At 72.6% G+C, this 15,742-nt stretch carries 12 protein-coding genes; 10 read left to right on the plus strand and 2 right to left on the minus strand.

What is annotated here, in order from left to right; translation table 11 throughout:
- Positions 1 to 906: phospholipid carrier-dependent glycosyltransferase (locus VIM26_RS17165; RefSeq protein WP_331953374.1), on the minus strand; the 906-nt coding region annotated here is incomplete at its 3' end.
- A 144-nt stretch (positions 907 to 1,050) separates the two neighbouring features.
- Here VIM26_RS17165 and rsmI point away from each other — a divergent pair.
- Positions 1,051 to 1,902, plus strand: coding sequence for a 16S rRNA (cytidine(1402)-2'-O)-methyltransferase (gene rsmI / locus VIM26_RS17170; protein ID WP_331953376.1), 852 nt, complete (start codon positions 1,051 to 1,053; stop codon positions 1,900 to 1,902).
- 41 nt (positions 1,903 to 1,943) lie between these two features.
- On the opposite strand, the gene VIM26_RS17175 is transcribed toward rsmI, so the two are convergent.
- Entirely contained in the window at positions 1,944 to 2,513 is a 570-nt protein-coding gene (locus VIM26_RS17175) for an isochorismatase family protein (protein WP_331953395.1), read from the minus strand.
- Positions 2,514 to 3,320: 807 nt separating this feature from the next.
- Between VIM26_RS17175 and VIM26_RS17180 the strand changes: the two genes are divergently transcribed.
- The 9 genes from VIM26_RS17180 (at position 3,321) to VIM26_RS17220 (ending at position 14,842) form a co-directional block, all read left to right on the plus strand.
- A complete protein-coding gene (locus tag VIM26_RS17180; protein ID WP_331953378.1) occupies positions 3,321 to 4,115 on the plus strand; it encodes a hypothetical protein in 795 nt (264 codons plus the stop codon).
- Between the two features lie 112 nt (positions 4,116 to 4,227).
- Positions 4,228 to 5,493 carry a PQQ-dependent sugar dehydrogenase gene (locus VIM26_RS17185; RefSeq protein WP_331953380.1) on the plus strand — a complete coding sequence of 422 codons (1,266 nt, stop codon included), beginning with the start codon at positions 4,228 to 4,230 and terminating at the stop codon, positions 5,491 to 5,493.
- Positions 5,494 to 5,524: 31 nt separating this feature from the next.
- The gene (metG, locus tag VIM26_RS17190; protein ID WP_331953382.1) at positions 5,525 to 7,165 is read left to right on the plus strand and encodes a methionine--tRNA ligase; all 1,641 of its coding nucleotides are present in this window, start codon (positions 5,525 to 5,527) and stop codon (positions 7,163 to 7,165) included.
- 13 nt (positions 7,166 to 7,178) lie between these two features.
- Positions 7,179 to 8,090 (plus strand): TatD family hydrolase, encoded by a 912-nt coding sequence (locus tag VIM26_RS17195; protein ID WP_331953384.1) that lies wholly within the window; start codon positions 7,179 to 7,181, stop codon positions 8,088 to 8,090.
- A 131-nt stretch (positions 8,091 to 8,221) separates the two neighbouring features.
- Positions 8,222 to 9,370 (plus strand): ubiquitin-like domain-containing protein, encoded by a 1,149-nt coding sequence (locus VIM26_RS17200; protein WP_331953386.1) that lies wholly within the window; start codon positions 8,222 to 8,224, stop codon positions 9,368 to 9,370.
- 259 nt (positions 9,371 to 9,629) lie between these two features.
- Positions 9,630 to 10,931 (plus strand): transglycosylase family protein, encoded by a 1,302-nt coding sequence (locus VIM26_RS17205; protein ID WP_331953388.1) that lies wholly within the window; start codon positions 9,630 to 9,632, stop codon positions 10,929 to 10,931.
- A gap of 45 nt (positions 10,932 to 10,976) precedes the next feature.
- Entirely contained in the window at positions 10,977 to 11,951 is a 975-nt protein-coding gene (rsmA, locus tag VIM26_RS17210; RefSeq protein ID WP_331953390.1) for a 16S rRNA (adenine(1518)-N(6)/adenine(1519)-N(6))-dimethyltransferase RsmA, read from the plus strand.
- Complete coding sequence (locus VIM26_RS17215) at positions 11,948 to 12,919, plus strand: 4-(cytidine 5'-diphospho)-2-C-methyl-D-erythritol kinase (RefSeq protein ID WP_331953392.1); 972 nt, start codon at positions 11,948 to 11,950, stop codon at positions 12,917 to 12,919. Before rsmA ends, VIM26_RS17215 begins: the two co-directional genes overlap by 4 nt.
- Before the next feature lie 51 nt (positions 12,920 to 12,970).
- On the plus strand, positions 12,971 to 14,842 hold the full coding sequence (locus VIM26_RS17220; RefSeq protein WP_331953393.1) for an ABC-F family ATP-binding cassette domain-containing protein: 1,872 nt from the start codon (positions 12,971 to 12,973) through the stop codon (positions 14,840 to 14,842).
- Positions 14,843 to 15,742: the final 900 nt, after the last annotated feature.

The following is a 15,742-nucleotide window of genomic DNA, read 5'->3' on the forward strand; positions in this document are numbered from 1 at the left end:
CGCGAGCCGCCGTCGGGCCTGGTCGCGGTCCAGGAGCAGCGCGCCGAAGGCCGCGAGCGCGAAGAACATCACGAAGCTGTCGAGCAGCCCGGTGCGCGAGTGCACGATGGCCTCGCCGTCGACGGCGAGCAGGCCGCCCGCGATCGTGCCGAGCAGCGTCGAGGCGAACAGGCGGCGCGCGATGCGCGCGAGCATCAGCACGCTGAGGGTGCCCGCCACCGCGACCGACAGGCGCCAGCCGACCGAGCTCGCCGGCCCGGCGACCTCCATGCCGAGGGCGATCATCCACTTGCCGACGGGTGGATGGACGGCGTAGTCCGCCCGGTCGAGGAAGGTGTTGAGGTGGCCGGCCTCGAAGGCCTTGTTGGCGTCGTTGCCCCAGGCCGCCTCGTAGCCGACCTTGAGCATCGTGTACGCCTGCTTGACGTAGTACGTCTCGTCGAACACGAGCTTGTGCGGGCGGCCCAGGTTCGCGAACCGGGCGACGCCCGCGAGGACCGTGACGAGCAGCGGGCCGATCCAGCCCAAGACGCGCTTGCGCCGGGTGGAGCCGAGGCGCAGGGTCGCGTCCCCGAGCAGGCTGCGCAGGGCGGACTCGAGGGCGACGCTGCGCGCGACGGCCGTCTCGGCCGGCTCGGGGCTCGGGCGCGGGCTGGGGCCGCGTCCGGGATCGGGTTCGTAGTCGGCGCTGTGGGCGTGGGCGGCGACTTCGGCCGGCTCGGTCTGTTCGACGAGCCCCGAATGTCGTGCGGGTCGCCCTCGGCGGGCGGGTTCGGGCGCCTCGGCGACGTCCGACCCTGACCTGTCCGCCGCTGCGGTTTCGCCGTCGCCGGTCTCAGGCCTCGCTCGGTGCCGCGCGGGCCCGGAAGGGTGCCGCTCGTCGGCGGCCCCGGGGCTGATCGTCACGCGGTCATCGTAGGTGGGGGGCGGCGCGGCCGCCCCGCCAATCGCCCCGTCCGCTCGTCGGCCAATCGCCCCGTCCGCTCGCGGGTCAATCGCCCCGCCCGCTCGCCGGGCGGCCGGTCCGCGCGGTCATGGCAGGCTGGCGCCATGACCCTCGGCCGCCTCGTCCTAGCCGCGACCCCGATCGGCGACGTCGAGGACGCCTCGCTCCGGCTGCGCCGCCTGCTGGCGGAGGCCGACGTCGTCGCCGCGGAGGACACCCGGCGGCTGCACGGCCTGGTGGCCCGGATGGGCATCAGCATCGGCGGGCGGGTCGTGAGCTACCACGAGCACAACGAGTCGGCGCGGGCCGGCGAGCTGCTCGACGTCGTGCGCGGTGGCGGGACGGTGCTGGTCGTCACCGATGCCGGGATGCCGACGGTCTCCGATCCCGGCTTCCGGGTCGTCGCGGCGGCCGTCGAGGCGGGGCTGCCGGTCACCGCCGCGCCCGGGCCGTCCGCGGTGCTCACCGCGCTCGCGCTGTCCGGGCTGCCCACGGACAGGTTCTGCTTCGAGGGGTTCCCGCCGCGCAAGGCCGGCGAGAAGGCCCGCGCGTTCGCGGACCTCGCGGACGAGCGCCGCACGATGGTGTTCTTCGAGTCCCCTCGCCGGCTCGCCGAGACGCTCGCCGCGATGGCCGAGGGGTTCGGGGCCGACCGCGCCGCCGTCGTGTGCCGCGAGCTGACGAAGACGTACGAAGAGGTCGTGCGGCTCCCGCTCGCGGAGCTCGCGGCCTGGGCGGAAGCGCGCGAGGTGCTCGGGGAGATCTCGATCGTCGTCGCCGGAGCGCCCGCTTCCGTCGCCTCGGTCGCCGACGTGGTCGGCGAGGTGCTCACGCGCGCCGACGCGGGGGAGCGGCTCAAGGAGGCGGTCGCCGAGGTCGCCGAGGCAGCCGGCGTCGGCAAGCGCGAGCTGTACGCCGCGGCCATCGCCCGCCGATCACGCCCGCCGAAGGCCTGAGCCGGCCAGATCGGCCTGCGGGGTCGGATCGGCCTGGCCGGTCAGATCGCGTCGGACGGCACGAGCTCGGCGCCGGCCGCCGCCATCGCCTCGCGCGCCGCGGCCCCCTGCTCGGGAGTCACCGGAACGGTGAGGTCGGTGAGCACCCGCGTGCGCAGCCCGAGGCCGAGCGCGTCGATCGTGGTCGCCCGGACGCAGTGCGACTCGGCGATGCCGACCACGTCGACGTCCGTGATCTCGCCGTCGCGCAGGATCGTCTCGAGCGAGCGACCGTGGGCATCGGCCCCTTCGAAGCCCGAGTAGGCGGCGACGTACGCACCCTTCTTCACGCTCGCGTCGGGTCTGAGCCCGGCGAGCGCAGGATGCAGCTCGGCCTCGGCCGTCCCGGCGACGCCGTGCGGGGGCCACGTGTCGACGTAGTCCGGGACGGCGGGCGGCTGGGCAAAGTGCGGGCCGGGATCGACATGCCAGTCCTGAGTCGTCACGATCAGGTCGTACCCGCTCCGGTTCGCGCCCGCGAAGGCGGCAATGCTCGCCGCGACGGCGTTCCCGCCCTCCACGGCGAGCGCGCCCCCCTCGCAGAACGTGGGCTGCACGTCCACGACGATCAGCGCACGGTGCGTCGGCGCGCGGTGCTCCGGGCGCGCGGAATCCGGTCGTGCGGAATCCGGTCGCGCCGCCGCCCGCTGCGCGGTCTGGTCGCTGCTGCTCACTGATCGTCCTGTCGGTCGCGGGTACGTTTCCTCGAACACGAACGCACATCCAGTGCAACATGTCGTCCGTTCGCCGCGTTCCCGGCGGATTGCGCTCCGGAGGAGCCACGCGATCCCCAAACCGACATGGGAGCAGATTCGGTTTTCGTCAGTGCGGAGCATGGTGCACGTGGTGCAGATGTTGTGTCGCAAGCGGTCTTCAGCAGTGCCCTCGCGTCCCACCTGTACCGCGCTCCGCACTGACGGAATCGCGCTCGTCGGCAAAGACGAGGGTCGCTGTCGACCCGATCCCATGACGGCAACGAGAAACGTCCCGAGAAGTCCAGGGAGCTGCGCGGAGGCTCTTCCGTCGGTGCGGAGCATGGGACGGATGTGACGGATGATGCGCGGAGACTGTCCCGGAGGGCCCCTTCAGGTCCCACGAGTCCCATGCTCCGCACCGGCGCGCGCGAACTCCGGCCCTAGCGTCGTGAGTCTTCCCCGACGCGAGGATCTGCACGGGTATTCGAACGCTCCGACCTGTGGACAGCCCACGCTCCACAGGCTGCACCGAGCCACGGGGTGGATGTCGATCCAGCCGTGCACGATCAGGAAGTGAGCGTCATGGATCGGTTGGCCGAGCACGGGGGTTGTGCCCGCCGTTCGAGCATTGCGCGAGGCCCTCGCGAGCTGGCTGAACTTCGTGGACTCGTCGCCTGCGGCGCCGTGCAGAGACAGGTTCGTGGGCTCTACGCGATCCCCGGCACACGCTCGGACGTGCTGGCCGCAAGAAGAGTGTCCGGCCTGCTGACCTGCGCTTCGGCGGCCGCACGGCTCGGGCTGCCACTGCTCACCTCGCCGTCTGCCGTGCACCTGGCGTTGCCGGGCCACCGGGCGGTCCCGCGAGCCGGGCTGGTCCCCGCTGGATCGACGCTTCATTGGGACTCCGAGGTTGCCCTGTCCGCCGCGAGTGAGCCAGGTCTGCTTGCACCTCTACCGACCGCGCTCGCACACGCGCTCAAGTGTCTTCCGGCGCGCGAGGCGATCGCCCTCGCGGACGCGGCCCTGAACAGGCGGCTGATCGAACTCCCGGAGCTCACCGCGAAGAGACCACGAACGGGAATTGTGGACTTCGACCGTCTGCTGCGCGCGGTCGATGGGCGCAGCCAGTCCCTTCCCGAGACGTTCGCGAGGCTCGCGCTGACCAGGTCAGGGCTCTCGGTGGAGCCCCAGGTGGAGATTCTCGGGGTGGGCTGGGTCGATCTGCTGGTCGAAGAGCTCGTGGTCGTCGAGCTCGATGGCTATGCCTTTCACAGCGACAGGGCGCAGTTTCGGGAGGATCGGCGACGGGATCGGGTGCTTCACCTGATCGGGATTCCGTGCCTGAGGTACACCTACGACGACGCCGTCCATGACTCCGACCGGCTCGTGCTCGAGGTCGCCGGCGTCGTGCGGTCGTGCAGACGTGCGGGGGCAACTCCGATCGATCGCTCGCTTCGGCGCGGACCACGTGACTCCTGAGCCCGCCCACCCGCCCCGGGCCCCACCCGAGCGGGCGCCGGGCTGGCTGCGGCGAGACACTGGTCCCGACCGGCGCCGGGGCCGGCGCCGCGACCGACGCGAGGGGGTCTTCATGCGCCGCCAGCCGACCGGACCTCGTCCCTCGGCAGGCCCCCGCCGCGAGCAGTCGGTGCCGGGGCAGCCCCGCCGGGCGAACGCCGCCGATTCTCTGCTGATCTGCGTCATCGTGGTGATCGGGCTCTCCGCCTGCACCCCCCGTGGCGGCGGCGCGCCACCGCCGGAAACCTCCGCCGGGGGCTCGTTCCCCGCGCCGAGCGCGACGCCCTCCGGCCCCGGCACGCCTCCGGCGACGACCGAGCCCTCGGCCGTCGCCGTCACCAGCCAGACCGACCTGGTCAAAGGCCTCGACGCCCCCTGGGGACTGGCGTTCCTGCCGGACGGCTCGGCCCTGCTCACCCTGCGCGACGCGGCCCGCGTGCTGCTGGTCGCCCCCGGCGGCACCGCCACGACGGACGTCGGCGGTCCGGGCGCCGACTATCTCACCTCGACGACCACCCCGAACGGCGAGGCAGGCCTGCTCGGGGTCGCGCTCGCCCCCGCGGGCGGCCCGCACGCGGGGGAGGTCTACCTCTACCGCACGACCGCCGACGGGAACGAGGTGGACCGGGCCGCCCTGGACCGCACCGACCCGGCGCACCTGAGCCTGGGCACGCTGCACGGGGTCCTGGACGGCATCCCCGCGGCCGGCAACCACGACGGCGGCCGCCTCGCGTTCGGCCCGGACGGCTACCTCTACATCGGCACCGGTGATGCTGCCGACCCGCCGACTGCGCAGGACCCGGACAGTCTCGCGGGCAAGATCCTGCGGATCACGTCCGACGGCGACCCGGCCCCCGGCAACCCGTTCCCCGGTTCGCCGGTCTGGACGCTGGGCCACCGCAACGTCGAGGGTCTGGACTGGGCGCCCGACGGGCGCATGTTCGCCTCCGAGTTCGGCCAGGACACCTTCGACGAGCTCAATCAGATCGTCCCGGGCGCCAACTACGGCTGGCCCGAGGTCGAGGGCGCCGGCGGCGCGGCACGCGGATTCACCGATCCGCTGATCACCTGGTCGCCCGCGGACGCGTCGCCGAGCGGGCTCACGGTCACGTTCATGGCGGTCTACGTCGCGGCCCTGCGCGGCGAGCGGCTCTGGCGCATCCCGCTCGCCCCGCACGGCGTCGGGCAGCCCCAGGCGCTGCTGACCGGCGAACTGGGACGGCTGCGGGCGGTCGAGCAGGCGCCGGACGGTTCGGTCTGGGTCCTGACCAACAACACCGACGGGCGCGGGACCCCGCACCGGGGCGACGACCGCATCGTGCGCATCACCCTGGGCTGACCCCCCGACCGCCCCGACCTACGATTGGCCCATGCCGGAGCCCCGCAAGCCCTTCTACCTGACCACGCCGATCTACTACGTGAACGACGCCCCGCACATCGGGCACGCGTACACGACCGTGGCCGCTGACATGATCACCCGCTGGCACCGCCAGCGTCAGGAGCCCGTGTGGTTCCTCACCGGCACCGACGAGCACGGGCAGAAGGTCATGCGTACCGCCGAGGCGAACGGCGTGAGCCCGCAGGACTGGGCGGACCGGCTCGTCGAGGAGGCGTGGAAGCCCGTCCTGGGCGTGCTGGACGCCGCCAACGACGACTTCATCCGCACCACGCAGGAGCGCCACACCGTCCGCGTGCAGACGTTCATCCAGGACCTCTACGACAAGGGCGAGATCTACGCCGGTCAGTACGAGGGCCCGTACTGCGTCAACTGCGAGGAGTACAAGCTGCCCGGCGACCTGCTGCCCGGCACCGGGGAGTACGACGGGCAGCTGGTCTGCGCGATCCACGGCCGGCCCGTGGAGATGCTCGCCGAGCAGAACTACTTCTTCAAGATGAGCGAGTACACCCAGCGCCTGCTCGACTTCTACGAGGCCAACCCGACGTTCGTGCAGCCCGCGAGCGCGCGCAACGAGGTGCTCGCGTTCGTGCGCCAGGGACTGCAGGACCTGTCGATCTCGCGGAACACCTTCGACTGGGGCATCCCGATCCCGTGGGACACCACGCACGTGCTGTACGTGTGGTTCGACGCGCTGCTGAACTACGCCACCGCGCTGGGCTACGGCAGTGACGACCCGGCCGACAAGGCACGGTTCTCCAGCACCTGGCCCGCCGACGTGCACCTGGTCGGCAAGGACATCCTGCGGTTCCACGCGGTGATCTGGCCCGCCATGCTGATGGCCGCCGGCCTGGAGCTGCCCAAGCAGGTCTTCGCGCACGGCTGGCTGCTGGTCGGCGGGGAGAAGATGAGCAAGACCAAGCTGACCGGCATCGCGCCGGCGACGATCATCGACCACTTCGGCTCGGACGCCTTCCGGTACTACTTCCTGCGCGCGATCCCGTTCGGCCAGGACGGCTCGTTCTCCTGGGAGGACCTCTCCGCGCGCTACACCGCCGAGCTCGCGAACGGTTTCGGCAACCTCGCCTCGCGGGTCGCGGCCATGGTCGCGAAGTACTTCGGCGGCGCGCTGCCCGCCGCGGGGGAGCCGGGCCCGGCCGAGACCGCCCTGGCCGACGTCGCCGCGGCGGCAGTCTCGGGCGCCGAGGCGGCGATCGACACCCTCGCGCTGCACGAGGCGATCGGCTCGATCTGGACCCTCGTGGAGGCCACCAACGGTTACCTCACCGAGCAGGCCCCGTGGCAGGTCGCGAAGGATCCGGCCGAGCGTTCGGCCGACGACGACGCCGCGTTCCGCCAGGGCGGTCGCCTCGCCACGATCCTGGTCACCGCCGCGGAGGCGCTGCGCGCCCTCGCCGTGCTGCTGCACCCGGTCACGCCGAAGGCCGCCGCCGAGCTGTGGACCCTGCTCGGCGCGCGGGGGCCGCTCGGCGACCTCGCGGCCCAGCCCGTCTCGGCGGCGGCCGCGTTCGGCCGGCTGCCCGCCGGCACGATCATCACGAAGGGTGCGGCGCTGTTCCCGCGGCTCGAGGACCCGACCGAGGCGCCGGCCTGACCGGCGCCCGCCCGTGAGCAAGCGCCCCCGGGACCGCAGCTGGCCGCCGGCCCCGGAACCGTTGCCGTTCGCCGTCGTGGACAACCACACCCACCTGGACACCGCGGGTGACCTGGCCGACGGCGAGGCGCCGCCGACCCTCGAGGCGCAGCTGGCCCGCGCCGCGGCCGCGGGCATCACCGGCATCGTGCAGATCGGCTGCGACCTTGCCGCCGCGCGCTGGACGGACCGGGTGGTGCGCGAGCACCGGGGGCTCCTCGGGGGCGTGGCGGTGCACCCGAACGAGGCCACCCTGTTCGCCGGTGCCCGGGACGTCGGGCCGGACGGGCTGGTCCCGGCACCCCGGGCCGAGCACGCGAGGGGGCTCGACGCCGCGATCACCGAGATCGCCGACCTCGCGCGCGGCAACGACCGGATCCGGGTGATCGGCGAGACCGGGCTGGACCACTTCCGCTCCGGCGAGGACGGCCGCGCCGCGCAGGTCGAGTCCTTCCGCGCGCACGTCGCGCTCGCGAAGGAGCTCGGGCTCGCCCTGCAGATCCACGACCGGGACGCGCACGCCGAGGTGCTCGACGTGCTCGCGCGCGACGGCGCACCGGAGCGGACCGTCTTCCACTGCTTCTCGGGCGACGCCGAGATGGCCCGGTTCGCCGCCGCCCGTGGCTGGTACCTGTCGTTCGCCGGCCCGCTGACGTTCGCCCGCAACGAACCGCTGCGTGCGGCGCTGCGCGAGGCGCCACTGGGGCAGGTGCTGGTGGAGACGGACGCTCCGTACCTCACGCCGCACCCGTACCGTGGCCGGCCCAACGCCCCGTACCTGGCCGGGTTGACCATGCGGACGATCGCCGCGGTGCAGGGCGTCGATCTCGAGGTCGCCTGCCGGGCCGTCGCGGCGAACTCAACGACCGTCTACGGGACCTTCTGACTAACAGACTTGGTCACGGATCGGTTACGGTCAGCACTCTGGCACCGCTGTCACGCGCGTGCGCCCCGCCAACTGAAGGGCCCGAACGCGTGCCGCTTTCGCTCGCACGTCTGCTTGGGTGGCGCCCTTCGGTGCGCGTTCGGCGGCTCGCCGCGCAGGGGCTCGTGCTCGTCATGGTCACCGGCGGGACCAGCGCCTTCGCCATCATGCACAAGACCGTCACCGTCGACGTCGACGGCAAGGACGTCCACGTGACCGCCTTCGGCCGCACGGTCGGCGACGTCCTGGCGGGCGCCGGGATCCCGGTCGGCAAGCGCGACGTCGTCGCGCCGAACACGGCCGACGACGTGACCAACGGCAGCCAGATCGTCGTGCGGCACGGACGTTACATCACCGTCGAGGTCAACGGCGCGGACCGAAACGTGTGGACGACCGGCCTGACCGTCGGCGAGGCGGTCGGCGACATCGGGGTCCGTAGCGACAACGCACGGGTCTCGGCCTCGCGGTCCGCCTCGCTCGGGCGCAACGAGGTGCTGCGGGTGTCGACCCAGAAGACCATCCACGTCGTCGTGGACCACCAGATGATCGACGGCGTGACGACCGCCTCCACTGTGCGCGATGCGCTCAAGGAGCTCGGTCTGGTCCTGCGGGACGGCGACCAGCTCTCGGTCCCGCTCGACGCGACCGCGGTCGAGGGCCTGGTGATTCTCGTCACACGCGCCGAGCAGTCCAGCGGGACCACGACCGAGGCGATGCCCTTCACCGAGAAGGTCGTGAACGACCCGACGCGCATGAAGGGCACCCGCACGGTGACCACCCCCGGCCGGGCCGGGGAACGACAGGTCACCTTCGCGACGTCGTGGCTCGGCGGCGCCGCCGTGGAACGCCAGATCGTCGCCCAGGTCGTGCTTCGCGCGCCGGTGCAGCAGGTCGTCTCGGTCGGCACGATGGTCGTCTCCAAGGCGCCCGTTCCGGCTCCCGGTACTGCTCAGGCGATCGGCAGGCAGCTCGCGGCGGCCCGTGGCTGGGGTGACGACCAGTTCTCCTGCCTGCTGACCCTGTGGAACCACGAGAGTGGTTGGAACATCGCCGCCGCGAACCCCGCGAGCAGTGCGTACGGCATCCCGCAGGCCCTGCCGGGCTCCAAGATGGCGAGCGTCGCGGCCGACTGGAAGACCAACCCGACGACCCAGATCACGTGGGGCCTCGAGTACATCGCCGGCCGGTACAAGACCCCGTGCGGCGCATGGCAGATCTGGTCCACCCAGGGCTGGTACTGAGGCGAATACGGCCTGACACCTTGGCAGAAGGTCACGAATCGGTTACGGTCCACAGTTGCGACGGCGATTCGCTTTCCTTTCGGCTCGGACCTGGTTCCGAGTTTGGGGACGTGAGATCGTCCGCAGCGGCCGCGGGGCAGAATCCCCGCCGCCGATGACGGCCGGATCGGGGATCCGGGACCAGCGGGCAGCCTGGCAGAAGAGGGCGTGCCACTCACGGCGGCGACAGTCGCGCGAACGCTGAGCGCTCCGTGCGAGCGTGCCCACCCCCGTGCCCGGGCAGCTCGACGACTGGAACCGCGTGCAACTCATCTACCGCATTTCCGCCGCAGCCCGCCGCAACACCTCTGCCCTGCTCGCCCCCCTCCGAACCCCCCGTACTTCCGGCTCCCCGCGGTCCCACCGCGAGGGAACCCCCTCCCGGCGTCGCGTCGGGATCGTCGCCTTGATCGCCACCTTCGTGGTCGTCGGCGGCGGAACGGTCGCCTATGGCGCGGCCAACAAGACCGTCTCGGTCGACGTCGACGGCCACGTCACCCGCGTGAACACCTATGCAGGCAGCGTCGAAGGCGTCCTGAAGGCCCGTGGCATCACCGTCGGGACCCGCGACACGGTTGCCCCCCAGACCTCCACCTCGCTGCGCGACGGGTCCGAGATCGTCGTCCGGCACGCAAAACTGGTCAAGGTCCAGATCGACGGTGCCCAGACCAACCTGTGGACCACCGCCCTCAGCGCCGACGAGGCCCTCGCGGCGCTCTCCGGTCGCGGTGGCGACGTCCGGCTGGTCGCCTCCCGGTCGATGTCGGGCGGTCGCGCCGAGCTGCCCCTCGAGCTGACCCTCGACGGACCCGTCAACATCCTGGCCGACGGCGCCGTGCTCACCGCACCCGACGGTTCGATCGGTCTCGCGGCCGTGCTGGACGAGTTCAACCTCAAGATCGGCCCGCTGGACCGCGTCTCGGTGCAGCACGCCAAGAACGGCGCGGTCACCGTCGTGGTGAACCGCGTGGCTCAGAAGAACGTCACCAAGACCAAGCCGGTCGCCTTCGCCTCCTCGGAGAAGAAGGATGCCTCGCTCCTCGTCGGGGAGAAGAAGGTCACCACCGCCGGCGTCGCCGGCACCCGCACGATCGTCAGCCAGGTCAGGACGGTCGACGGCAAGGTCGCGGTCAGCAAGGTGATCTCCGACAAGGTCACCAGGGCGCCGGTCAACCGGGTCGTCAGCGTCGGCACCAAGCCGCGCCCGGTCGCGCCCGCCCCGGCACCGGTAGCCGCCGCCCCCGCTCCCGCCACCGTCAGCCCGAACGTGGGTGGCAGCGCCGACTCGCTGAACTGGGCCGCGCTGGCCCAGTGCGAGTCCGGTGGGCGCACGGATGCTGTCTCGTCGAGCGGGACGTACTACGGCCTGTACCAGTTCTCGGTACAGACCTGGGCCGCCATGGGCGGGTCGGGGACGCCGTCCTCGGCATCGGCCAGCGAGCAGACCATGCGCGCCAAGATGCTCTTCAACGCCTCGGGTGCCGGCCAGTGGCCGGTCTGCGGTGCGAAGCTCTACAGCTGAGCATGCGTCCGAGGGGGCCCGATCGGGGCCTTAGGCTCGTGCACCATGAGTGAGATCCCAGGCGCCCTGCTGGGCCCGGCCGAGATCCGGGACCTGGCGGGGCGTCTGGGGCTCCGCCCGACCAAGACCCTCGGCCAGAACTTCGTCATCGACGGCGGCACGGTCCGCAAGATCGTCCGTTCGGCGCGAGTGAGCGAGGGCGAGCGCGTCGTCGAGGTCGGCCCCGGGCTCGGCTCGCTGACCCTCGGGCTGCTCGAGGCGGGCGCCTCGGTGATCGCGGTCGAGATCGACCCGTTGCTCGCCGCCGAGCTGCCCACCACGGTCGCGGCTCACTTGCCCGACCTGGTCGACGCCCGCGGCTGCGACCGGCTCGACGTCGTGCTCGCCAACGCGCTGCACGTCACCGAGCTCCCCGGCCCGCCGCCGACGGCGCTCGTCGCGAACCTGCCGTACAACGTCTCGGTGCCGGTGCTGCTCACCTTCCTCGAGCGCTTCCCCAGCCTCGAGCGGGTGCTGGTGATGGTGCAGGCCGAGGTCGCCGACCGGTTGGCCGCGCCGCCGGGCAGCAAGACCTACGGCGTGCCGTCCGCCAAGGCCGCCTGGTACGCCTCCGCGCGCCGCACCTCGACGATCGCGCGCAGTGTGTTCTGGCCCGTGCCGGGCGTGGACTCCGCGCTCGTCGCCCTCGAGCGGCGCGACCCGCCGCCGACGACGGCGTCCCGCCAGGAGGTGTTCGCCGTCGTGGACGCCGCGTTCGCCCAGCGGCGCAAGATGCTCCGGTCCGCGCTGGCCGGCCTCGCGGGCTCGCCCGAGATCGCCGTGCGGGCGCTCACCGCGGCCGGCGTCGACCCGCAGGCCCGCGGCGAGGTGATCACGATCGGTGACTTCGCCCGGATCGCGCAGGAGCTCGGCCGTGGCGAGGGTCGGGGAACGGGCCCGGCGACCGGTCCGGCGACGGGCGTGCCGCGGGAGCGCAGCCCGCGCGGACCGCGCCGCGAACCTGGCAGAGTGGTGGAGTGACAACGTCCGGCCAGGTCCGCGTCGAGCGTGAGGTGCGCGTCCGCGCCCCCGGCAAGGTGAACCTGTCGTTGCGGGTCGGCGCGCGCGAGGCGGACGGCTACCACCCCCTCGCGACCGTCTTCCAGGCCGTCTCGCTCTACGAGGAGGTCATCGCGACGCCGTCGGACGAGCTCAGCGTGAGCGTCTCGGGGCAGCAGGCCGATCGCGTGCCCCTCGACCTGACCAACCTCGCACTGCGCGCCGCCCAGCTGCTCGCGGTGCACACCGGCGTCGAGGCGGGCGTGCACCTGCACCTGCACAAGGCGGTACCCGTCGCGGGCGGGATGGCCGGCGGTTCGGCCGACGCGGCCGCCGCGCTCGTGGCGTGCGACGCGCTGTGGGGCACCGCCGTGCCGCGCGAGGAGCTGCTCGAACTGGCCGCCGAGCTCGGCTCCGACGTGCCGTTCCCGCTCGCCGGGCACACCGCGATCGGCACCGGACGCGGGCACCTGCTGATGCCCGCGATGAGCCGCGGGGAGTACCACTGGGCGTTCGCGGTCCGCGAGGAGGGCCTGTCCACGGCGAGCGTCTTCGGGGTCTTCGACGAGCTCATCGCGGGCGCGACCCGGCTCGAGCCGGAGGCCGACCGGGCCCTCATGCAGGCCCTGCGGGCGGGGGATGCGCACGCGCTCGGCAGGGCGCTGCACAACGACCTCCAGCACGCTGCCCTCGAGCTCGCCCCCGCGCTCGTGGAACCGCTCGCGGTGGCCGAGGACGCCGGCGCGCTCGGCGTGCTCGTCTCCGGTTCCGGACCGACGGTCGCCGCGCTCGCGCGCAGCCGCCAGCACGCCCTGGTCATCGCGGCCGCGATGACGGCCGCCGGGGTCGCCGACCAGGTGCTGACCGCCGTCGGCCCGGTGCCCGGCGCGCGGGTCATCAACTCCGCGCGGGCCCGGTCCGCCGACGGCGGTCCCGACGACTCGGACTGACCGCCGTCCCGACACCACCCTTCGCACCTCACCCCACGACGAAATGATTCGATGGCACACCTGCTCGGAGCGGACTCGATCTCGCTCACACTCGGAATGCGCACGCTGTTCGACGACGTGAGCCTCGGCATCGACGACGGCGACCGGATCGGCATCGTCGGCCCCAACGGCGCGGGAAAGTCCACGCTGCTGCGGCTGCTTGCCGGACGGGGCCTGCCCGACGCCGGGCGCATCACCTGGGCGGGCGGCGCGGACGTCGCGCTGCTCGACCAGCGCGACGAGCTGCCCGCGGGCACGACCATCCGCGAGCTCGTGCACGGCGAGTCCGCCGAGCACACCTGGGCGTCCGACCCGCGGATCCGGTCCGTGCACGCCGGGCTGCTCTCGGATCTGGACCTGGACAGCGACGTCGCGACTCTCTCGGGCGGCCAGCGGCGCCGGGCGGCCCTGGCGGCACTGCTCGTCGGGGACCACGACGTCATCGCGCTCGACGAGCCGACCAACCACCTCGACGTCGAGGGGGTCGCGTGGCTCGCGGAGCACCTCGCCGAGCGGTTCGCCCGCGGGTCGCAGGGCGCGCTCATCGTGGTCACCCACGACCGGTGGTTCCTCGACGCCGTCTGCACGCGGATGTGGGAGGTGACCGGGAGCGTCGGGTTCGGCGAGGTCGCGCAGTACGACGGCGGCTACGCCGCGTACGTGCTGGCGCGTGCCGAGCGGGCGCGGTCGGCCGCGTCGAGCGCCGACAAGCGCAACAACCTGCTCCGCAAGGAGCTCGCGTGGCTGCACCGCGGTGCGAAGGCCCGGTCCACCAAGCCCAAGTACCGCATGGACGCCGCCGAGGCGCTCATCGCCGACGAGCCGCCGGCGCGCGACCCGCTCGAGCTCACCCGGATGGCGACCGCACGGCTCGGCAAGGACGTCCTGGACCTCGAGGACGTCACGCTGACGTTCCCGGCCGAGGTGCCCGGCGCGGCACCGAAGGTCCTGTTCGACCACCTGACCTGGCGGCTCGGCCCCGGCGATCGTTACGGCATCGTCGGTGTCAACGGGTCCGGCAAGACGTCGCTGCTGCGGCTGCTGGCCGACAAGCTGACCCCGACGACGGGCCGGGTCAAGCGGGGCAAGACCATCCAGGTCGCCGAGCTCACCCAGGACGTCGAGGACCTCGACGCGGTGGCCGGGATGTCGGTCGTGGAGGTGATCGAGAGCGAGAAGCGCGTCGTGTCCGTCGGGGGCAAGGAGGTCTCTGCGGCCCAGCTGGTCGAGCGCCTCGGCTTCACGAACGAGCGCGCGCGGACCCTGGTGAGCGAGCTCTCGGGCGGAGAGCGCCGCCGGCTGCAGCTGCTCCGGCTGCTCGTGGGGGAGCCGAACGTCCTGCTGCTCGACGAGCCCACGAACGACCTCGACACGGACACGCTGGCCGCGCTGGAGGACCTGCTCGACGGCTGGCCGGGCACGCTCATCGTCGTCTCGCACGACCGGTACCTGCTCGAGCGGGTCTGCGACCGGCAGGTCGCCCTAATGGGCGACGGCGCGATCCGGGACCTGCCGGGCGGCGTCGAGCAGTACCTCGAGCTGCGCCACGCCGCCGTCCGCTCCACAACGTCCGAGCCAGGACGTCCTTTAGGACGTCAACGCTCGGACGTCAGCGGGGCAGCGGTGGACACCGTGCCCGACGCCGACGTCGAGGCCGCGCCGCCCAGCGCCGCGGAGTCTCGCGCCGCACGCAAGGAGCTCGCCCGAATCGACCGGCGCCTGGCGAAGATCGCCCAGCTCATCAAGGGCCTGCACGACAAGCTGGCCGCCCAGTCCACGGACCACGAGGTGGTCGCCGTCCTGGACGCCGAGCTCCGCGCCCTGGCGACCGAACGCGCCGAGCTCGAGGAGCTCTGGCTAGAACTAGCCGAAACCACCACCTGACCCCTCCCCGACGTGTCAGCCCTTGCGCGGTCCATACCGAGCGCCAGATCTGACAAGTTTCACGAGCCCCGACGTGTCAGCTCGGGCGCGGCGTATACCGCGCGCTGCGTCTGACAAGTTCCACGTCCCCCGACGTGTCAGCCCTTGCGCGGTCCATACCGTGCGCTGCGTCTGACAGTTTCCACGAACCTCGAGCGTGTCAGCCCCTGCGCGGTCCATACCGCGCGCTGCGTCTGACGGGTCGGCCGGCCAGCCGACTCGCCAGCAATCCACCGCCAGGTGCTGGCCGCGGAGAGCGAGGATCGGCCGGGGCCGGGGCCGGGGCCGGGGCCGGCCCCGGGGCCTGAGGCAGGGCCAGGGCTGGTCGGGGCTGGGGCGGACCGGGACCGGGTCTCGCTTCGCCGACCGGACGTGAGTTCGCCATTTTCCCTCGAGTTCGCCGATCGAAAACGACGAACTCGCGTGCGGACCGGCGAACTCAAGCCCTACGCCGCTCGACGCCGTCCCACGCCGTCCGACGGTGTCCGTCGTCGTCGCCACGGGTGTCAGCCGCCCTCTCCGCGAGCACGACGTGCGCCCGTCGAGACTGGACCGAACCGGCGTCGGACGCGCAGCAGGCCTTGAAACTGGGGCTGGGTGTATCGCTGGGGGTAGCCAGTGTGCACCTATGGGTGAACGTTCGATACACCCAGCCCCACACCCAGCCCCATTCGGCCGTCGAGTTGGCCCGCGATCGCTCAGTGCAGCGCTCTGTGCATCGAATGTGTGGCTCTGGCGCAGATCGGCTGCACTGAGGGCTCCACTGAGGGCTGCGCCGTGCTCGTCGGGAGCCCGACGCCGATTTCCCGCACCCGCTTGCCCGACGCCGACCCCGGACGCCGACCCCCGACCCCCGACGCC

The sequence above is a fragment of the Pengzhenrongella sp. genome, from assembly GCF_036565025.1.
In the GTDB taxonomy this organism is placed as follows: domain Bacteria; phylum Actinomycetota; class Actinomycetes; order Actinomycetales; family Cellulomonadaceae; genus Pengzhenrongella.